Origin of the sequence: Streptomyces albospinus (assembly GCF_014648695.1) — a bacterium.
GTDB classification, from domain to species: Bacteria; Actinomycetota; Actinomycetes; order Streptomycetales; family Streptomycetaceae; genus Streptomyces; species Streptomyces albospinus.
Map to the genome: position 1 here is coordinate 163,984 of NZ_BMRP01000011.1, position 16,021 is coordinate 180,004.

Sequence of the window (16,021 nt, forward strand, 5' to 3'; positions counted from 1 at the left end):
GGGCGGGCTCGGGCACTGGTGCTCAGGTGTCGGTTCTCAGGTGCCGGTACTCAGGAGCGACAGTTCGGTGGTGAGGTTGTGGCGGGCAGGTTGTTCCCAGTGGGCCTGGCCGTGGGGCGTCCTGAACAGGTGGGGGAGGGCGAGGAGTTGGCGGAGGACGGCGGCGCGGCCGGACCGGAAGTCGGGGTCGGGCACGAAGGCGTACTCGGCGCGGACGGCGGCGGCGTAGGCGGCGTACCGGTCGGGGGAGCCGGCCAGTACGGCCAGGTCGGCGTCGCAGAGGACCTGGCCGTTGCGGTCGTCGGCGGCCGGGTCGTGGGTGACGGTGAGGCGTACGAGGCGGGCGACCTCGGCCGTGCGGGGGGCGTCGATGCCGAGTTCGGGGAGGGCGCGTTCGGCGAGGGCGGCGCTGCGCTCCTCGTTCTCGGAGCGGTCGGGGCGGTAGACGGCGTCGTGGAACCACGCCGCCAGCTGGATGGCCGGCAAATCCTCGGCGTGGTCGGCGAGTTCGTCGATGCGGTCGAGGACCGCGGTGAGGTGGTCGGTGGTGTGGTAGCGGCGCTGGGGCTCGTCCCACCGGGCGAGGAGGTTCTTCGCGTACGGGGCGGGGTCGGGGCCCGCGTGGGGGGCGCGGGCGTTGGCCACGGTGGTGGCCCAGCGGCTGGCCAGGGTGGTCATGGGCGCCATTGTGCCCCGGTTCAGGTGCGGGGGGTATCGCGGCAGGAGAGGGAGTCGACGGTTTCCACGCGGGGTTTGAAGTCGGTTTCCCAGGTGGGGTCGGCCGCGGGAATGGAAGGGAGGGACGTGGTGAAGTCGTGGCTCCAGTCGTTGCTGGTGACGTAATCGCGCAGGGCGCCGCGGAGTTTGAGGCAGTCGCTGCGGTGGCCCTTGGCCATGGCGATGCCGTAGTGGTTCGCGGAGCCGAAGGTGATGTCGGGGACGACCTTGAGGTCCGGGTTTTCCTGGGTGAAGCCGTAGAGGATCATTTGGTCGGTGGAGACCGCGTCGGCCACCTTCTTCGTCTTGAGGTCGGTGATGCAGCTGGAGGCGTCCGGGGCTTCGTAGACCGCGATGTGGTTGCCGTCCGGGCCTTGGAGGGTGGTGGCGGAGGTGGTGCCGGGCCAGGTGCAGACGCGCTTTCCGGCGAGGTCGGACGGCTTCCGGATGCGGTTGTCGTTCTTGCGCACCATGAGGCCCTGGTAGGTGGAGGCGTACGGTCCGACGAAGTCCAGTTCCTTCATGCGGTCGACGGTGATCGAGAAGGTGGCGACGACCAGGTCCTTCTTTTTGTCGGTGAGTACCGCGCTGCGGTCCTCCGACGGCACGATGCCGAAATCCGGTTCGGCGCCCACGGATTTGAGGATTTGCCGGGCGACGGTGATGTCGAACCCGGAGAACTTGTAGTTGTGGACGACTCCGGTGCCCGGCTGGTCGTTCTTCGCGCCGACCGAGACCTTTCCGGTGGAGAAGAGGGAGGGCGGTTCGGAGGAGCCGCAGGCGGCGGCGGTGAGGGCGGTCAGGGCGAGTAAGGCCGCCAGTTTCGTCGCGTGGGTGGTGGTCATGAGGGTCCCCGTTCTTCTTGCCTTCCGCGCCCTTGGCTGTCGTGGAGCGTCTACCTGTCGTAGAGCGTCGCTTCCGTGGGGTGGATGTCCATGCGGCAGCCGCGGGCGGTGCTGAGTGTGACGTTGATCCGTACGGTGCTGACCTGCGCGCCCAGGGAGAAGTCGGCGGTGCCTCCGGGGCGGACGGTCTGCTGCTGGGCGGCGACGCCGGAGGTCGTCAGGGAGACGGTGGCGGACGAGTCGGGGAGGCAGGTGGGGCCGGCCGGGTCGTGGTCGGCGATGGCCAGGGTCAGCCGCAGGGCGTTGCGGGGTTCCTTCAGGGCGGGGGCGTCGAGGCCGAGCGTGAGGGTCCGGTGGGTGGCGGCGTCCAGGGGCTGCGTGCCCTGGGAGGCCACTCTTCCCGTGACGTCGATCTCGCCGTGGAGGACGACGTTCCGGAATGCCAGCCAGCCGCCCACGGTGGCGAGGACGGACACGAGGGAGAGGGCGGCGATGACGCGGGCGTCGCGGCGGCGCCGGATGAGGACGCGGGCGGCGGCGGTGGTGAGGGAGAGGGCGGCGAGGATGCCCCACAGGGCGTACTGGCGGGCGGGGCCGTCCGGCCAGGTGGTGCCGGCGATGACCAGGGCGGCGCAGGCCAGGAGCAGGGGCAGCCAGCGGGCGCTGGGGTGCACGGCCCAGCGGATGAAGACGTTCCGGATGGTGCCGGCCGCTATGGAGTGGTCGCCGTGGGCGGTGGGGCTGTGGTGGAGGTCGCCGCCGTCCCGCGGGGTGCTCGGTGGGGTCATGCGTCGTCCTGTGGGCGGGGGCTGCCTCCCATGGTGATGTTGCCGTGGATCTCGACGGCGGCGATGGAGCCCTGGCCGGTCGCGGTGGGGGTGTAGTGGACGGTCTGCGGGCCGGTGGCGGAGGCGAGCCGGGTGACGTGGTGGCGGAAATCCTCGGCTTCGCGCTGCTCGGCGGGGGACCGCAGCCAGGCGGTGACGGCGGTGGCGAGCAGTCGGCGGTCGTGGTCGTCGAGGGTCGCGAGCAGCGCGTCGAGGGTGTCCGCGCGGCGGACGTCGAGGAGGGGCTCGGTGGTGCCGTTGCCGAGGTCGGTGGCGTCGCCGAGGTCGGCGGCGCCGTCGTGGCGGTGCAGCAGGCGGCGGAAGAAGCCCTCGCCGGCGGTCACGGTGCGTTCGGCGATCCGGTCCTGGGCGGCGGTGAGGACGGACGTGCCCAGGCTGTTCGCCGCCACGGCGAGATACGGGGCTATTTCTGCGGAAACGGTCGCTAAGTCCGACATGAGATCCCCCGATGTGTGGGTCATGGGTGGTGCGATATCGCAACACCCTTACCGGAAAGGCGTGTTACCCATGTGCGGGCTGATTCACACTCATGCCAATGGGCGGTTTCGGGATCGTGGGAGCGGTGGGATACGGGTGGATTTCGGCCGTGTCCTGGGGGTGGGTGGCCCCGGCGGGGCCGGTGAGCGCTTAGGCTGGATATTGGACTAGACCTGTTGTGTCCATGTGCCGACGTGCCGGTGTGCCGGTGTGTCGCCGTAGTGCTCGTCGCAGTGCTTGGCGTGGTGCGCGGTGCGTGGCGCTCCGGTCTCCTGTCTCGTCACGTTGTCGCTCGTTACGTCGTCGTCGAAGGGTTGGGTCGTATGAATCAGCGCGCGCTCCTGGAGGTGATCGCGCTCGGTCCGCAGGACGCGATCGCCGCCCGGGCCGGCGGTGCCGACCGGCTTGAACTGGTCACGGACATGGCGGCGGACGGGCTGACGCCGCCGCGGGCCACGTTCGCGGCGATCCGCGCGGCCGTCGACATCCCGCTGCGGGTGATGCTGCGGGCCGCCGACGGGTTCGCGGCGGGCGATGTGGACGCGCTGTGCGCGGAGGCGGCGGCGCTGCGGGCGGAGGGAGCCGAGGAGTTCGTCCTCGGGTTTCTGACGCCGGACGGGCGGCCGGACCTCGCGGCCGTGGGCGCGCTGGCCGGGGCGATCGATGGGTGCCGCTGGACCTTCCACCGGGCCGTCGACCGGGCCGCCGACCGGCACGCGCTGCGCATGGCACTGGCGGGCTGCGACGAGTCGGCCGGGCTCGATACGTATCTGACGGCGGGATCGGCGCAGGGCGTCGACGAGGGGCTGGCGACCCTGGTGGCCGAGCAGGCGCGTACGGAGGCGGGCGAGCCGGGATACGCACCACGGATCCTCGTGGGCGGCGGGCTGCGGCTGGAGCATCTGCCGGAGCTGCGGGCGGCCGGGCTGAACGCGTTCCACATCGGCGGCGCCGCCCGGCCCGGGGGCTGGGAGGCGCCGGTGGAGGCGGCGGCCGTACGCGAGTGGCGGGCGGCGCTGGATCTGCCGGTGGTGCAGCAGGTTTGAGGCGAGGGCCCCGGCCGACCGGGGCGAGCCCGGTCGGTGAGGGACCTCGGCAGGGTGGTGCGACGCCCGCTGGAGGGGGCGGCGGGGCCCTCCGAGGGTGGCCGGGCCCCGGCGGGCCGGGCAGCCGTCGGAGGGGAAGTCCTCGGAGGGGCGGCCGGCGGAGGGGCGGCCTTCGGAGAGGGAGGCCTCGGAGAGGGAGTCCTCGGAGGGCTGAGGGACCGTCCTCAGTTGTCCGTCGCCGCGGTCGTCGTCAACTGCTGTGGCAGGCCGGCCGCATGGACGACCGTCAGGCCGGAGACCGGCCGGGTCAGGCAGACGTACAGGCGGCGCAGTCCGGTCCGTTCGTCCGGTTCGCCGTCGACGATCGCGGCCGGCTCGTCCAGCACCACGTAGTCGTACTCCAGACCCTTGGCCAGAGTGGCGGGCACCAGGGTCAGCCGGGCGGCGGCGGAGGTCTCCGCTCCGGGGGCGAGGCAGCTGATGCCGGCCTCCCCAAGTGCCGTACGCAGCACCGGAATCCGGGCGTCCGCCGCGATCAGGCCGATCGAGCCCTCCTTCGCGAGCGCGTCGCGGCAGGCCCCGAGGACCGCGGAGTCCAGGTCCGCGGGCGGCACCGCACGGATCGCGAAGTCGCCCGCCGACTCGCGGATCGAGGTCGCCTCCGTCAGATCGGGGGCGATGGCGGGCAGCAGCCGGGACGCGTACGCGATGACCTCGCGCGGTACGCGGAAGCCCTGGGTCAGCTCCTCGACGGCCGAACCGGGCTTGCCCAGGTGGGCCAGCGCCTCCTGCCAGGTGTCGGTCGCCCACGGGGTCGTGCCCTGCGCGATATCGCCGAGGATCGTCGCCGAGCCGGTCGTGCACCGGCGGCCCACCGCCCGGTACTGCATGGGGGAGAGGTCCTGTGCCTCGTCCAGGACCACATGGCCGAGCGAGTGCGTACGGGTCACCAGGTCCATCGCCTCGTCGATCAACACCGTGTCCGCGGACGACCACTTGGCGCTCTTCACGCTGCGCGCCGGCTTGGTCCACAGGATCGTCTTCTGCTCCTCGGGGGTGAGGATCCCGTCCGCCTGCTCGGCGAGGAAGTCGGCGTCGCCCAGCAGCCGCAGGACCAGCTTCGCCGGATCGACCGGCGGCCAGACCGCCTTGACCACCGCCTTCACCGCGGCATTACGGGCCACCGCGTCCTGCACCCGGTCGTCGGGCGCCTCGCCCGCCTGCTCCATACGGACCAGGACGGCGTGCGCGATCCGCTGCGGAAGCGCGTCGCGAGCCGCCCCGTATCGGATGTCGCGGTCCATCAACTCCCGTACGATCTCTTCGAGTTCATACGCCGGTACGCGCCAGCGGCGGGAGCCGCGGACCACCACGCACGGCTCCTGCGGCAGGGCGATGTGCGAGCGGACGGCCCGCCGCAGCACCTCGGCCATCCGCGCGTCGCCCTTCACCGTCGCCGCGGCTGCCTCGTCCGTCCCGCGCACCTCCACATGGCCGACCAGGTCGTCCACCGTGGCCTGCTTGACCTCCAGCTCGCCCAGGGCGGGCAGCACCTGCTCGATGTACTGGAGGAAGGAGCGGTTGGGGCCGATGACCAGGGTGCCGGAACGGGCCAGCCGCTCCCGGTGGGCGTAGAGGAGATAGGCGACACGGTGCAGGCCGACGGCCGTCTTGCCGGTGCCGGGCGCCCCCTGGACGCAGACCGAGCCGCCGATACCGGCCCGGACGATCTCGTCCTGCTCCGGCTGGATGGTGGCGACGATGTCCCGCATGGGGCCGACGCGCGGGCGCTCGATCTCCGCCTGGAGGAGGGCGCTGGTGGTCTCGGCCTCGGCCGGGTCGGTGAGGTGCTCGTCCTCGTAGGCGGTCAGCTCGCCGCCGGTGTAGCCGAAGCGGCGGCGCAGCTTGAGGTCCATCGGGTCCTTCTTGGAGGCCCGGTAGAACGGCTGGGAGACGGGGGCACGCCAGTCGATGACCATGGGGTCGCCGTCGGCGTCGTGGACATGGCGGCGCCCGATGTAGAAGTTCTCTCCCGCGGCGCCCTCGGCGAGGTCGAGGCCCGGGGCGTTCAGGTAGTCGAGCCGGCCGAAGAAGAGCGGGGTGTGGGAGAGGTCGGCGAGGGCCTTGATACGGGCGTCGATCTCGCCCTGGAGGACCTTGGCGTTGACCCAGTTCGCGGTGACGTCGGCGATGTTGAGGGCCTGGGCGTCCTCGCGCATCGCGCGGAGGGCGGCACGGGAAGCGGCGAGGTGCGCGCGCTCGCGCTGGAGGGGGTCGAGGCCGGGCGACGGGTGTTCCGAGGCAAGGGCGTCGGCGTCGGGCGCCGTCCGTGAGGGGTGGTGGCTGGGCGACGGGTGGGCGTGCGAGGGCACGGTCTTGCCTCCGGTGGGCGGGTCAGCATCGGTGTGAAGCGAAGGACCGGCCGGTTTCCGTCCGGTCGGTGGCACTCCCCGACGGGAGGCAGGCAGACGCGCGATTGTAGTCAGCAGCTATCAGGGGTGCCAACGGATTTTCCGGGCCCGCGGAGCCGGCGGCGGCTTGCCGTACCCGGGAGGGATACCGCCTGGTCCCGTAGGTCTCCCGTAGGGGGCGGTGTGGACCCATAGGCTGAGGCGGGGCCGTGCGGAGATGGACCCTCGGGCCGATGTGCTGCAATCGCGTGAATTCGATGATGGAGGCATGAGCAGCGCAACGATTTCCTCAGCCTCTGTCGCCTCACTCCCCTCCGTCTCCGCCATTCCCTCCGTCTCCTCTGCCCGTCCTGTCTCACGGCACCCGGTCAGGGGCGCCACAGCCCTCGGCCCCGACCCCAGCGGCGGCACGGCCGACGCCCATGAGCACCGTCATCTGGTCGGCAATGCACTCCGTGCGGTAAAGGTCTTCGCGGCGGCGGCGTTCAGCGTCGTGGTGATGGGGGAGTACACCGAGGGCTGACCGTCCGCCGCGAAACCAAGAAGCGGCGAAACCAAGAAGCAGCGAAACCAACCAGCAGCCAAACCGACGGCGAGATCACCGGCAGGTTGCACGGCCAACCGCGAGATCACCGGCCGGCCGCACAGCCCCGGCCACGAGCACACCGGCGGGCCACACGCCCGCTACGCGATCAGCGCCGGTCAAGAAATCAACGCCAAGCACGCCGGCCGACGACGAGAACATCAGCGAACGACGAGAACACCAGCCAACGAACGACGAGAACACCAGCCAACGACGAGAACACCAGCCATTACGCGCCAGTACGTGGAAGAAGCAGCCGAGTCGGCATGGACATCCGGTCGGCCGGAAAGCGTTACGGACGGTCGGTCTCGATCCACTAGCGTCGCCGCAGAGAGCGCGCGCTCAGGGCGACGAGGAGGGGTCAACGGTGTCTGCCGCCGACGGGACGGGGACGTGGACGTGGAGACGCACCTGGGCGCAGAGCATTGCCAGGCCCGGCCGACTGGCGCTGGGAGTGGCACTGCTGGTGCTGTCCTTCGCCGGGCTGTGGGCGCTGTACATGACGGTGCAGCTCCCGATGTCCGACATAGTGGTCTACCGCGCCGAGGGCCACGCCGCCGCCACCGGCGGTGATCTCTACGGCTTCACGGTCACCAAGTGGGCCCTGCCGGCCACGTACCCGCCCTTCGCGGCCCTGCTCTTCATCCCCACCACCTGGATCTCGCTCACCACCCTCAAAGTCACCTGCGTCCTCGTCAACGCCGCCCTGCTGGCACTGCTGATCCATCTCTCCTGCAAAGCCGCCGGCCTGCGCAAGGCCGCGTACACCGCGCCTGTCATCCTCGCCGCCACCGCGTTCGGCCTGTGGCTCGAACCGGTCTTCCAGACCTTCGTCTTCGGGCAGGTCAATCTCGCGCTGACCTGCCTGGTCCTGTGGGACCTCTCCCGCCCGGACGGCGCCCGGTTCAAGGGCTTCGCCACCGGCATCGCGGCCGGCATAAAGCTCACCCCCGCGATCTTCGCGGTCTACCTTCTGATCACCGGCCGGGTGAAGGCCGCCTTCACCGCCCTCGCCGGGTTCGTGGTCTCGGTGCTGCTGGGCGCGCTGGTGCTGCCCGGCGCCAGCATCGAGTTCTGGACGCGGCGGATGTTCGAGACGCAGCGGGTCGGCAAGGTGTGGATCGTCGACAACCAGTCCCTCCAGGGCCTGGTCGCCCGGCTGCTGCACACCACCGAGCCGGGGATGTGGTGGATGGCGGTGGCCGGGATCACCGCCGTCTTCGGACTCTGGACCGCCCGCCGGGTCTCCCTACTGCGCGGCCAGGACAACTGGGGTGTCCTGGCCACGGCCGTCACGGCGCTGCTGGTCTCGCCGATCAGCTGGTCCCACCACTGGGTCTGGTGCGTGCCGCTGCTGGTCGCGCTGGCCGCGCACACCCGGCGCGTGCCCTGGCGCCGGGCGCTGACGGCCGCCGTCGCCGTCGCCTTCACCGCCCGCTCGATGTGGGCCCTCCACCACCGCGGCGAGCGCGCCCTGCACTTCGCCTGGTGGCAGCAGCTGCTCGCCGCGCCGTACCCCTTCATCGGCCTCGCGCTGCTGGTGGCGCTGGCCTGGTGGACGCGGCGGGCGCCCGATGACGCCGGCCGGCCCGGCAGCGGCATCCTCGGGGCCGGCCGCGGCCGGAGCGGGATACCGCAGCCGCGCGTGGACCAGCGGCTCCGTACGCGGTCCCGGGCGGCGGGTTAGGAACGGGCCGCGGGCCGGGCGGACGCGTCACGCCGGCGCCCGGCCACTGGCGCCCGGTCGAGCGGCGCCCGGCCACTGGTACCCGGTCACCCGCACCCGGTCAGGAACGGGGCGCGGGCCGGGCGGCCGGGTCACGCCGGCGCCGGGTCGTCCTCGTCCGCTGCCAGCAGCTCGTCCGAGTCCACGATCCGGTACGCATAGCCCTGTTCGGCCAGGAAGCGCTGGCGGTGGGCGGCGAAGTCCTGGTCGATGGTGTCGCGGGCGACGACCGAGTAGAAGCGGGCCTCGTGGCCGTCCGCCTTGGGGCGCAGCACCCGGCCCAGGCGCTGGGCCTCCTCCTGGCGGGAGCCGAAGGTGCCGGACACCTGGATCGCGACGGTGGCCTCCGGAAGGTCGATGGAGAAGTTGGCGACCTTGGAGACGACCAGCACCGAGATCTCCCCCTCCCGGAAGGCGTTGAAGAGCTTCTCGCGCTGGGCGTTGGTGGTCTCACCCTTGATCACCGGCGCGTCGAGGTGCTCGCCCAGCTCGTCCAGCTGGTCGATGTACTGCCCGATGACCAGCGTCTGCTCGCCGCGGTGCCGGCGGACCAGCGCCTCGGTCACCCGCTGCTTGCTGTCCGTGGTCGCGCAGAAGCGGTACTTCTCCTCCGTCTCGGCCGTGGCGTACGCCAGCCGTTCCGAGTCGGTCAGGTTGACCCGCACCTCGACGCAGTCCGCCGGGGCGATGTAGCCCTGCGCCTCGATCTCCTTCCACGGTGCGTCGAAGCGCTTGGGGCCGATCAGCGAGAAGACATCCGACTCGCGGCCGTCCTCCCGCACCAGGGTGGCGGTCAGCCCGAGCCGGCGCCGGGCCTGGAGATCGGCGGTGAACTTGAAGACCGGCGCGGGCAGCAGATGCACCTCGTCGTAGACGATCAGGCCCCAGTCCCGGGAGTCGAACAGCTCCAGATGCGGGTAGACGCCCTTCCGCTTGGTCGTCAGCACCTGGTACGTGGCGATGGTGACCGGCCGGATCTCCTTCCTCGTACCGCTGTACTCGCCGATCTCGTCCTCGGTCAGCGACGTCCGCTTCACCAGCTCGTGCTTCCACTGCCGGGCCGAGACCGTGTTGGTGACGAGGATGAGCGTGGTGGCCTTGGCCTGCGCCATCGCGCCCGCGCCCACCAGCGTCTTCCCGGCACCGCAGGGGAGGACGACGACACCCGAACCGCCGTGCCAGAACCCCTCCACGGCCTGCTGCTGATACGGCCGCAGCGCCCAGCCGTTCTCCTCCAGCCGGATCGGATGCGCCTCGCCGTCCACATAGCCGGCCAGGTCCTCGGCCGGCCAGCCCAGCTTGAGCAGCGTCTGCTTGATCTGCCCGCGCTCGGACGGGTGCACCACGACCGTGTCCGGGTCGATCCGCGCCCCGACCAGCGGCTGCACCTTCTTCGACCGGAGGATCTCCTCCAGCACGGGGCGGTCGGTGGTGGTCAGCACCAGCCCGTGCGCGGGGTGCTTGCTGAGCGTCAGCCGCCCGTAGCGCGACATCGTCTCGGCGACGTCGACGAGCAGCGCGTGCGGCACCGGATACCGCGAGAACTGCACCAGCGCGTCCACGACCTGCTCGGCGTCGTGCCCGGCCGCCCGCGCGTTCCACAGGCCGAGCGGCGTCACCCGGTACGTGTGGATGTGCTCCGGAGCCCGCTCCAGCTCGGCGAAGGGCGCGATGGCCCGCCGGCAGTCGTCCGCCAGCTCGTGGTCCACCTCCAGCAGGAGCGTTTTGTCGCTCTGGACGATGAGAGGTCCGTTCACGCGCCTCGCCTTTCGCTTTCCGGGGTGTGTCGCTTGCCGGCGGTCGGCCGCCGGTGCCGGCTTCGGGGACGGCGGAGCCGGGGGAGCCGGGGGTGCGGCCAAAAGTCCAGTGTGCCGCATCGCCCCGACACTGCGGGCCGGTCCGGCAGGAGCACCTTCGGGATCCGGGGGGGGGCGGCCGGATCCCCCGGTGATCCCCGGGGATCACCGGGAATCGACCGGGAGCCGTACAGGCGTCCCTTCAGAGACTCATCTTTCAGGGCCTCCCTGCTCGGGGTGCCTTCTCCAGGCCCCCTCTCCAGGCTCCCTCTAAAGGCTCCCTCGTGGGCGCGGCTCCCGGTAGGAGATGCGGAGATCAGGGGGGACCCCGCTCCCCGGACCTCCGTACCCGTGGTTCTCCCGGTGTTCAGGCCGAGTCGTCGGCCAGTTCCGAGACGCCGGTGATGCGGTGGAGGGCGTAGGTGCGGACCTCGTCGGAGGTGTGGTCGTAGGCGGTGACGAAGCCGCCCTCGACGCGTACGGGGGCGATGACGCGCTGGCTGGCGGCGCCGTCGGCGTTGACGTAGCCGATCCAGACGGGGGAGCTGGTGAGGACCGCGGCCTGCATGGTGGCGAGGGTTTCGGCGGAGGTGGTGCGCGGCAGGGCGCCCGGGGCCGACGGGGCGGCGGCGGGGGCCGGTTTGCGTTCGGCGGTGGCGGCGAGGTCGCCCGCGCGGATGGCGCGCACCGCCGCTTCGAGGAGGGTGCGGTCGGGGGACGGCGGGCCGTCGGGAACCGGGGCGGGGGCCGTGCGGGGCGGGGTCCGGTACGAGTCGGTGCGGGCGATCAGGACGTCGCCGGCGGCGGACTCGGCGGCCGGGGCGTAGCCCATCGCCCGCAGGCCGTCGAGGAGTTGATCGGGGGAGGTCTGGGCGGCGAGCACGGTCGGGGCGAGGCGGCGCAGGCGCAGGGCGGCGGCGCGGCGGTCGGCGAGGATCTCGGAGAGCAGCGCGTCGTCGTCGCAGCGGACGTAGGCGGTGGCCGCGCCGATCCGCAACCGGCCGTGTTTGCGGGCCACATCGTCGATGAGGTACGCGAGCGGCTGCGGCACGGGGGTGCGGGAATGGGTGGTGAGGAATTCCTGGAGTTCGGCGGCGGAGCGGCCGGCGTCCAGGGCGCGGCGTACGGAGGCGGGGGTGAAGCGGTACACCGTGGCGCCGCCCTTGGACTCGATGTCGGCGAGCGCCCCGAGTGCCTCGGCGAGCGGGCGGCGCAGCGGGCCGGGGGCGACGGCGGTCAGGTCGGCCTGGAGGAGGACGTGGTCGAGGGGTTCGGGGAGCAGGGGGGAGAGGAGGGCGGCGGCGTGGGCGGCGCGGGCCTGCTGCGAGGGGTCCGCGGCGGGCGCCCTGGGGGGTTCGACGGCCGTCGGTGTCTCGTCCGGGGCGGTGTCCGGGGCGGGGCCGAGCAGGGCGCGGCCGTGGGCGGACAGTGCGCCGCGCCCGGTGACGCCCAGCAACTCGGCCTCCGTGAGCGTCCATTGGGCGAGGCGGGAGCGCAGGTCCTCGACGGGCGCGGGGGCGGTCGCGGCCTCCGGGGCGGCGGCGGGTGCTCCGGCGCCCGGTGCCGCCGCGGCGCCGCGCAGCGGACGTTCCCAGCGCAGCCGGGAGAGGATCGCCGCCGACGGTACGGAGGCGCCGGGCGGGAGCGCGGCCAGCAGGGTCAGCGCGCGGCGCCGGACCTCCGGGGCCGGGGAGCGGTCCAGGTGCGGGCCGAGGGCGGCCAGCGCGCGGCCCTTCGCGTCGGCGGTGCCGACCACGCCCGGCGTACGGGTCGCGGGCAGCCAGGCGGTGACCAGTACCGCCCAGCGCTCGTGGTCGGGCAGCTGGAGCCAGTCCTCGGCGGCCGGGGTGGCGGCGTAGCGCTCGTCGGCCTCGCCGTCGGAGGCGATCAGCCCGGCCGCGTAGGCGAGTTCGAGCCAGAAGGCGGCGAGCTGCTCGGTGGTGTCCAGGGCGACGGCGGTCCGCTTGAGGTCGCGGACGCTCAGGCCGCCGGCGCGCAGTACGGGCGGGCCGCCGAGGTCCCACTCCTTCAGCAGCTCCTCGACGGTCGCCAGTGCCGTGAACGCCTGGCTCGCCGCCGCGTTGTCCACAAGCTGTGGATCGCGTTCGGTGGCCGGGGCGAGGGTGGGCGGTTCCGGTTCGGGGACGCGGTGCGCGCGCCCGGCGCGCAGATGGAGCGCGGCCTCCCGGGGCAGTACGACGTTGCGGGCGCCCGCCGGGAGGAGCAGGCCGCGGTCCAGCAGCCATTGCAGATGTGCGGCCGGCCGGTCGGTGACCGCCCCGTACGGCGGGCCCCACAGCAGCTTGTCCAGGACGGCGACGGACTCGGCGGGCGCGGTGTCCAGCAGCGCGGCCATGCGGGCGCGGTCGGCGAAGAGGGCGGTGAGAGCGGCGACCGCGGAGACCGGGTCGTGGGTGGCGGGCAGCCCGGCCGCGGCGATGATCTCCTGGAGCCGGCCCGGCGACATCCCGGCCGTGGCCTCCGCGACGCTCGGCCCCAGACCGGTCGGCGAGGGGTGCGCGGCGCTCGGCGTCAGCAGCTCACGCGCCGTGCGCACCAGCCGCAGCCGGTCGTCCGGACCCCACACCAGCGCCTGCGCGCGCAGCGCCGCCACCGCCCGCGGCAGCTCGGCGGCCACCGCCGCGTCCCCGGCGTCGCCCGCCATCAGCGCCGCCAGCGCCCCGTACGGGCACGGGTCGGGCGCCACCGCCAGTGCCTCCGCGGCCTGGAGGGCGAAGGTGTCCAGCCGCTCCACGGCCCGCACCACCGAGGCCCGCGTCCCGGCCCGGGTCGCCAGCTGTGTCAGGTCGCCGGGCACCGGGTTCAGCAGGTCGGGCCGGGACCGCAGCAGACCGGCGAGCCCGCTGTCGGAGCGGTTGCGGAGCTCCTCGGCGAGGGTGCGCGGGGTAGGGGTGGTCATTCGTCTTACGTTAGCCGGGCGGGCGGAGGTGGGGGAGCACGCGGCGGTTGCGGCCTCGGTTGCCGGGGGCCGGGGCACCGGCGCGTCCGGTCCGTCCCGCGCCCCTCGGTCCGCCTCCGTACCCGGTGGCGGACCGGCGCGTCCCGGCCCGTCCCGGTGCGCCGCCTCGCGCGCGAGCCGCGGTGCCGGCTCGGGCCGAGGGAGTACCGTCGGGGCAGCCGGGGCAGCAACCAGCGCACGCCGCAGGGGATTTCGTGGGGATCGAGAGCGATCAGCTCGTCTTTGACTATCTGAGTCGGGTGGGCGACCTGGCCCAGCAGCGCGGGCTGCCGTCCGGCGACCGGATGCGGCTGGTGGCCGCGCTGCGCGCCGAGATCGACGCGCAGAAGGTCGACTCGGTGCCCGGGGTGAAGCGGGTGCTGGCGCGGCTGGGGACGCCGGAGGCGGTGGTGAAGGCCGCCGGGAGCCGGGATCGGGACGCGCCGCCCGGTGGCGGGCCGTCGGCGGCCCGGGATTCCGGCTCGCCCCTCGTGCCGCACCTGGAGCCCGAGCCGCGGGCCGGTGCGCGGCAGCGGCTCGGCGAGCTGATCGGGAAGACGCCGGCGTCGCGGGACCTGGACGAGGAGGAGGCGGAGCCGGGCCGGCGGCCGGGTTTTCTGAAGAAGCGCGCTGCGCAGCCGGCCGTCCCCGAGGCGCCGGCCGCCTCGCCGCCGCATCTGGCGGGTGCGGACGAGCTGGGGGACGAGGAGGACCCGCCGGACTGGTGGCGGGTGGAACCGGAGCCGTATGCGGCGGGCGACGCCGTGCCCGGGTTCGTCGGCGGCATCGAGGTCCCGGAGATCTGGGAGCGGCCGGAGAGCGAGCAGGCCGGCGAGGGCGCGGGGGCGGCGTCGGAGGAGCCGGGCGGCGACGGGGCGGACGGCGGCGCGAGGCGCGGGCGGATGCTGCCGGTGCTGCTGCGGCGGACGTTGGGGCGGCGGCGCAGCGCGGCGGCGGGGGAACCCGACGGCGCCGACGGGGCCGCCGGAGAGGGCGAGGAAGGCGCGGAGGCTGTGGAGGCCGCGGGGCCGGTTCCGCTGCGGGCCTGGCTCAGCCCCGTACCGACGCTGGCCGTGCTGCTGCTGGTGGCCGGCGCGGTGACGGGTTCGTGGCTGGCGCTGGCCGGCGGCTGGGGGCTGGCGTATGTGTCGCGGCGGCTGAGCCGGACCGAGACGAAGTTCGCGGCGCTGGGGGTGCCGGGGATCGTCGTCGGCGGGCTGGTGGTGTGGACGTGGGGCCGGTTCGACGGGCGGTGGGGCGATCCGATCGCCCCGGGGCGGCTGGGTCCGGAGCTGTTCGCCGAACTGCCGGGGGTGGTGCGGGTGGCGGCGGTCGCTTCCGCCCTGTTCCTGCTGTGGCGGATGCGGCGGACGGCGGGGTGACGGCCGGGCCGCCCGCGCCGGGCGGCCACGGAGCGGCGCCGCCCGCCGCGTCTCAGGGCACGGCCCTCACTTCTTCGTGAGCTTCTGCTGCACCTCGTCCAGGATCCTGCCGGCTGCCGTGTAGCCGATGCCCTGGATCCAGAGCTGGTCGTCGACGCGCTGCGCCGTCCCGTTCCTGACGGCCCGGAGGTTCTTCCAGAGGGGGCCGGCGGTGATCTGGGCCTCCTTGGACTTCTCCGGGCTGCCGTAGGTGGCGTAGAAGAGGGCGTCGGCGTCGGCCTTGTTGATCTGCTCGGGACCGACCTCGACCATCAGGCCGTCCTTGGAGCCGTTGACGACGGAGGTCGGGCCGGTGCCGATGTCGGCGAGGATCGTGCCGATGTAGCTCCGGCAGCCGTAGATGCGGGTGTCGGCGCCCTCGACGAAGCGGACGACGTTGGTCCGGCGCCGCTTCGCCGCTGCCGGGCCGCCGAGGGCCGCGGTGACCCTCCCGGCGTGCGCGGCGTACGCGGCGACCGCCCGCTTCGCCTCGGGGATCCTGCCGAGGGCGGCGGCGTGCACGGCGAAGTTCTGCTTCCAGGGATAGCCGGTGGTCTCGGTCATCACGGTGGGCGCGATCTGGCGGAGCTGGTCGTAACGCCCGCCGTCGCGGGCCTTGTTGGTCAGGATCAGATCGGGCTTGAGGGCGGCGATCGCCTCCAGGTCGGGGGCGCCGATCTTGCCGACGTCCTTGATGCCGGCGAGCTTGTCCTTGGGGAGGTAGTCGAGGAAGCCGGAGGCGACGTCGGAGCGGGTGGCGCCGACGGGGGTGATGCCGAGGGTGATCGCGGAGTCGAGTTCGGCGGTGTCGAGGACGACGACACGGCGCGGGGCGGCGGGGGCGGACACCTCGCCCATGGCCGTCGCGATCTTGCGGGTGCCGTTGCCGGCGGCGGGGGCGGGCCAGGTGGTGGCGGGCTGCGCCGGGCAATCGGCCGGTGTGAAGGAGCCGTTGGGGCCGGCGGCGGAGCCCTCGCCGTCGCCGGAGCCGCACGCGGTGAGCAGTAACGCGGTGGCGGCGAGCGCAGTGGCGGCGGCGACGGACGTGGTGGTGCGGTGCCTGGTGGCGGCTGCGGAGCGGGACATGGCATGTCCTTTCGGCTCGTACGGCGGCGGACGGCGGATCGGAGCGACACCTGACGGGGAGGGACGGGTGACAGGGGGGAGGGATACCCGGCGGGAGGACGTGGGG

12 protein-coding genes are annotated in these 16,021 nt (G+C 73.3%); 4 read left to right on the plus strand and 8 right to left on the minus strand.

Going from position 1 to position 16,021, the window contains the following annotated elements:
• Positions 1-36: 36 nt before the first annotated feature.
• The 4 genes from IEZ17_RS17575 to IEZ17_RS17590 are packed head-to-tail and all read right to left on the minus strand — an operon-like array spanning position 37 to position 2,847.
• The gene (locus tag IEZ17_RS17575; protein ID WP_189301149.1) at positions 37-687 is read right to left on the minus strand and encodes an HD domain-containing protein; all 651 of its coding nucleotides are present in this window, start codon (positions 685-687) and stop codon (positions 37-39) included.
• 11 nt (positions 688-698) lie between these two features.
• The gene (locus tag IEZ17_RS17580) at positions 699-1,562 is read right to left on the minus strand and encodes a transporter substrate-binding domain-containing protein (RefSeq protein ID WP_189301151.1); all 864 of its coding nucleotides are present in this window, start codon (positions 1,560-1,562) and stop codon (positions 699-701) included.
• 50 nt (positions 1,563-1,612) lie between these two features.
• A complete protein-coding gene (locus IEZ17_RS43875) occupies positions 1,613-2,350 on the minus strand; it encodes a hypothetical protein (RefSeq protein ID WP_189301153.1) in 738 nt (245 codons plus the stop codon).
• Positions 2,347-2,847, minus strand: coding sequence for a hypothetical protein (locus IEZ17_RS17590; RefSeq protein ID WP_189301155.1), 501 nt, complete (start codon positions 2,845-2,847; stop codon positions 2,347-2,349). Before IEZ17_RS17590 ends, IEZ17_RS43875 begins: the two co-directional genes overlap by 4 nt.
• Positions 2,848-3,210: 363 nt before the next feature.
• Here IEZ17_RS17590 and IEZ17_RS17595 point away from each other — a divergent pair, with 363 nt between their 5' ends.
• Positions 3,211-3,933, plus strand: a complete 723-nt coding sequence (locus IEZ17_RS17595) for a copper homeostasis protein CutC (RefSeq protein WP_189301156.1) — start codon at positions 3,211-3,213, stop codon at positions 3,931-3,933.
• Positions 3,934-4,157: 224 nt separating this feature from the next.
• On the opposite strand, the gene IEZ17_RS17600 is transcribed toward IEZ17_RS17595, so the two are convergent.
• Complete coding sequence (locus tag IEZ17_RS17600) at positions 4,158-6,305, minus strand: HelD family protein (RefSeq protein ID WP_229852348.1); 2,148 nt, start codon at positions 6,303-6,305, stop codon at positions 4,158-4,160.
• 307 nt (positions 6,306-6,612) lie between these two features.
• Between IEZ17_RS17600 and IEZ17_RS17605 the strand changes: the two genes are divergently transcribed.
• The gene (locus tag IEZ17_RS17605; protein WP_189301158.1) at positions 6,613-6,867 is read left to right on the plus strand and encodes a hypothetical protein; all 255 of its coding nucleotides are present in this window, start codon (positions 6,613-6,615) and stop codon (positions 6,865-6,867) included.
• A 427-nt stretch (positions 6,868-7,294) separates the two neighbouring features.
• The gene (locus tag IEZ17_RS17610) at positions 7,295-8,614 is read left to right on the plus strand and encodes a glycosyltransferase 87 family protein (RefSeq protein WP_229852349.1); all 1,320 of its coding nucleotides are present in this window, start codon (positions 7,295-7,297) and stop codon (positions 8,612-8,614) included.
• A gap of 131 nt (positions 8,615-8,745) precedes the next feature.
• Here IEZ17_RS17610 and IEZ17_RS17615 read toward each other — a convergent pair whose 3' ends face one another.
• Both IEZ17_RS17615 and IEZ17_RS17620 read right to left on the minus strand, forming a co-directional pair.
• Complete coding sequence (locus IEZ17_RS17615; protein WP_189301160.1) at positions 8,746-10,410, minus strand: DNA repair helicase XPB; 1,665 nt, start codon at positions 10,408-10,410, stop codon at positions 8,746-8,748.
• Positions 10,411-10,816: 406 nt separating this feature from the next.
• Positions 10,817-13,369 (minus strand): helicase C-terminal domain-containing protein, encoded by a 2,553-nt coding sequence (locus IEZ17_RS17620; RefSeq protein ID WP_189301162.1) that lies wholly within the window; start codon positions 13,367-13,369, stop codon positions 10,817-10,819.
• 254 nt (positions 13,370-13,623) lie between these two features.
• On the opposite strand from IEZ17_RS17620, the gene IEZ17_RS17625 reads away from it, so the two are divergent.
• The gene (locus IEZ17_RS17625) at positions 13,624-14,790 is read left to right on the plus strand and encodes a hypothetical protein (protein WP_189301164.1); all 1,167 of its coding nucleotides are present in this window, start codon (positions 13,624-13,626) and stop codon (positions 14,788-14,790) included.
• 66 nt (positions 14,791-14,856) lie between these two features.
• Here IEZ17_RS17625 and IEZ17_RS17630 read toward each other — a convergent pair whose 3' ends face one another.
• Positions 14,857-15,915 carry an ABC transporter substrate-binding protein gene (locus IEZ17_RS17630; protein WP_189301165.1) on the minus strand — a complete coding sequence of 353 codons (1,059 nt, stop codon included), beginning with the start codon at positions 15,913-15,915 and terminating at the stop codon, positions 14,857-14,859.
• Positions 15,916-16,021 lie beyond the last annotated feature (106 nt).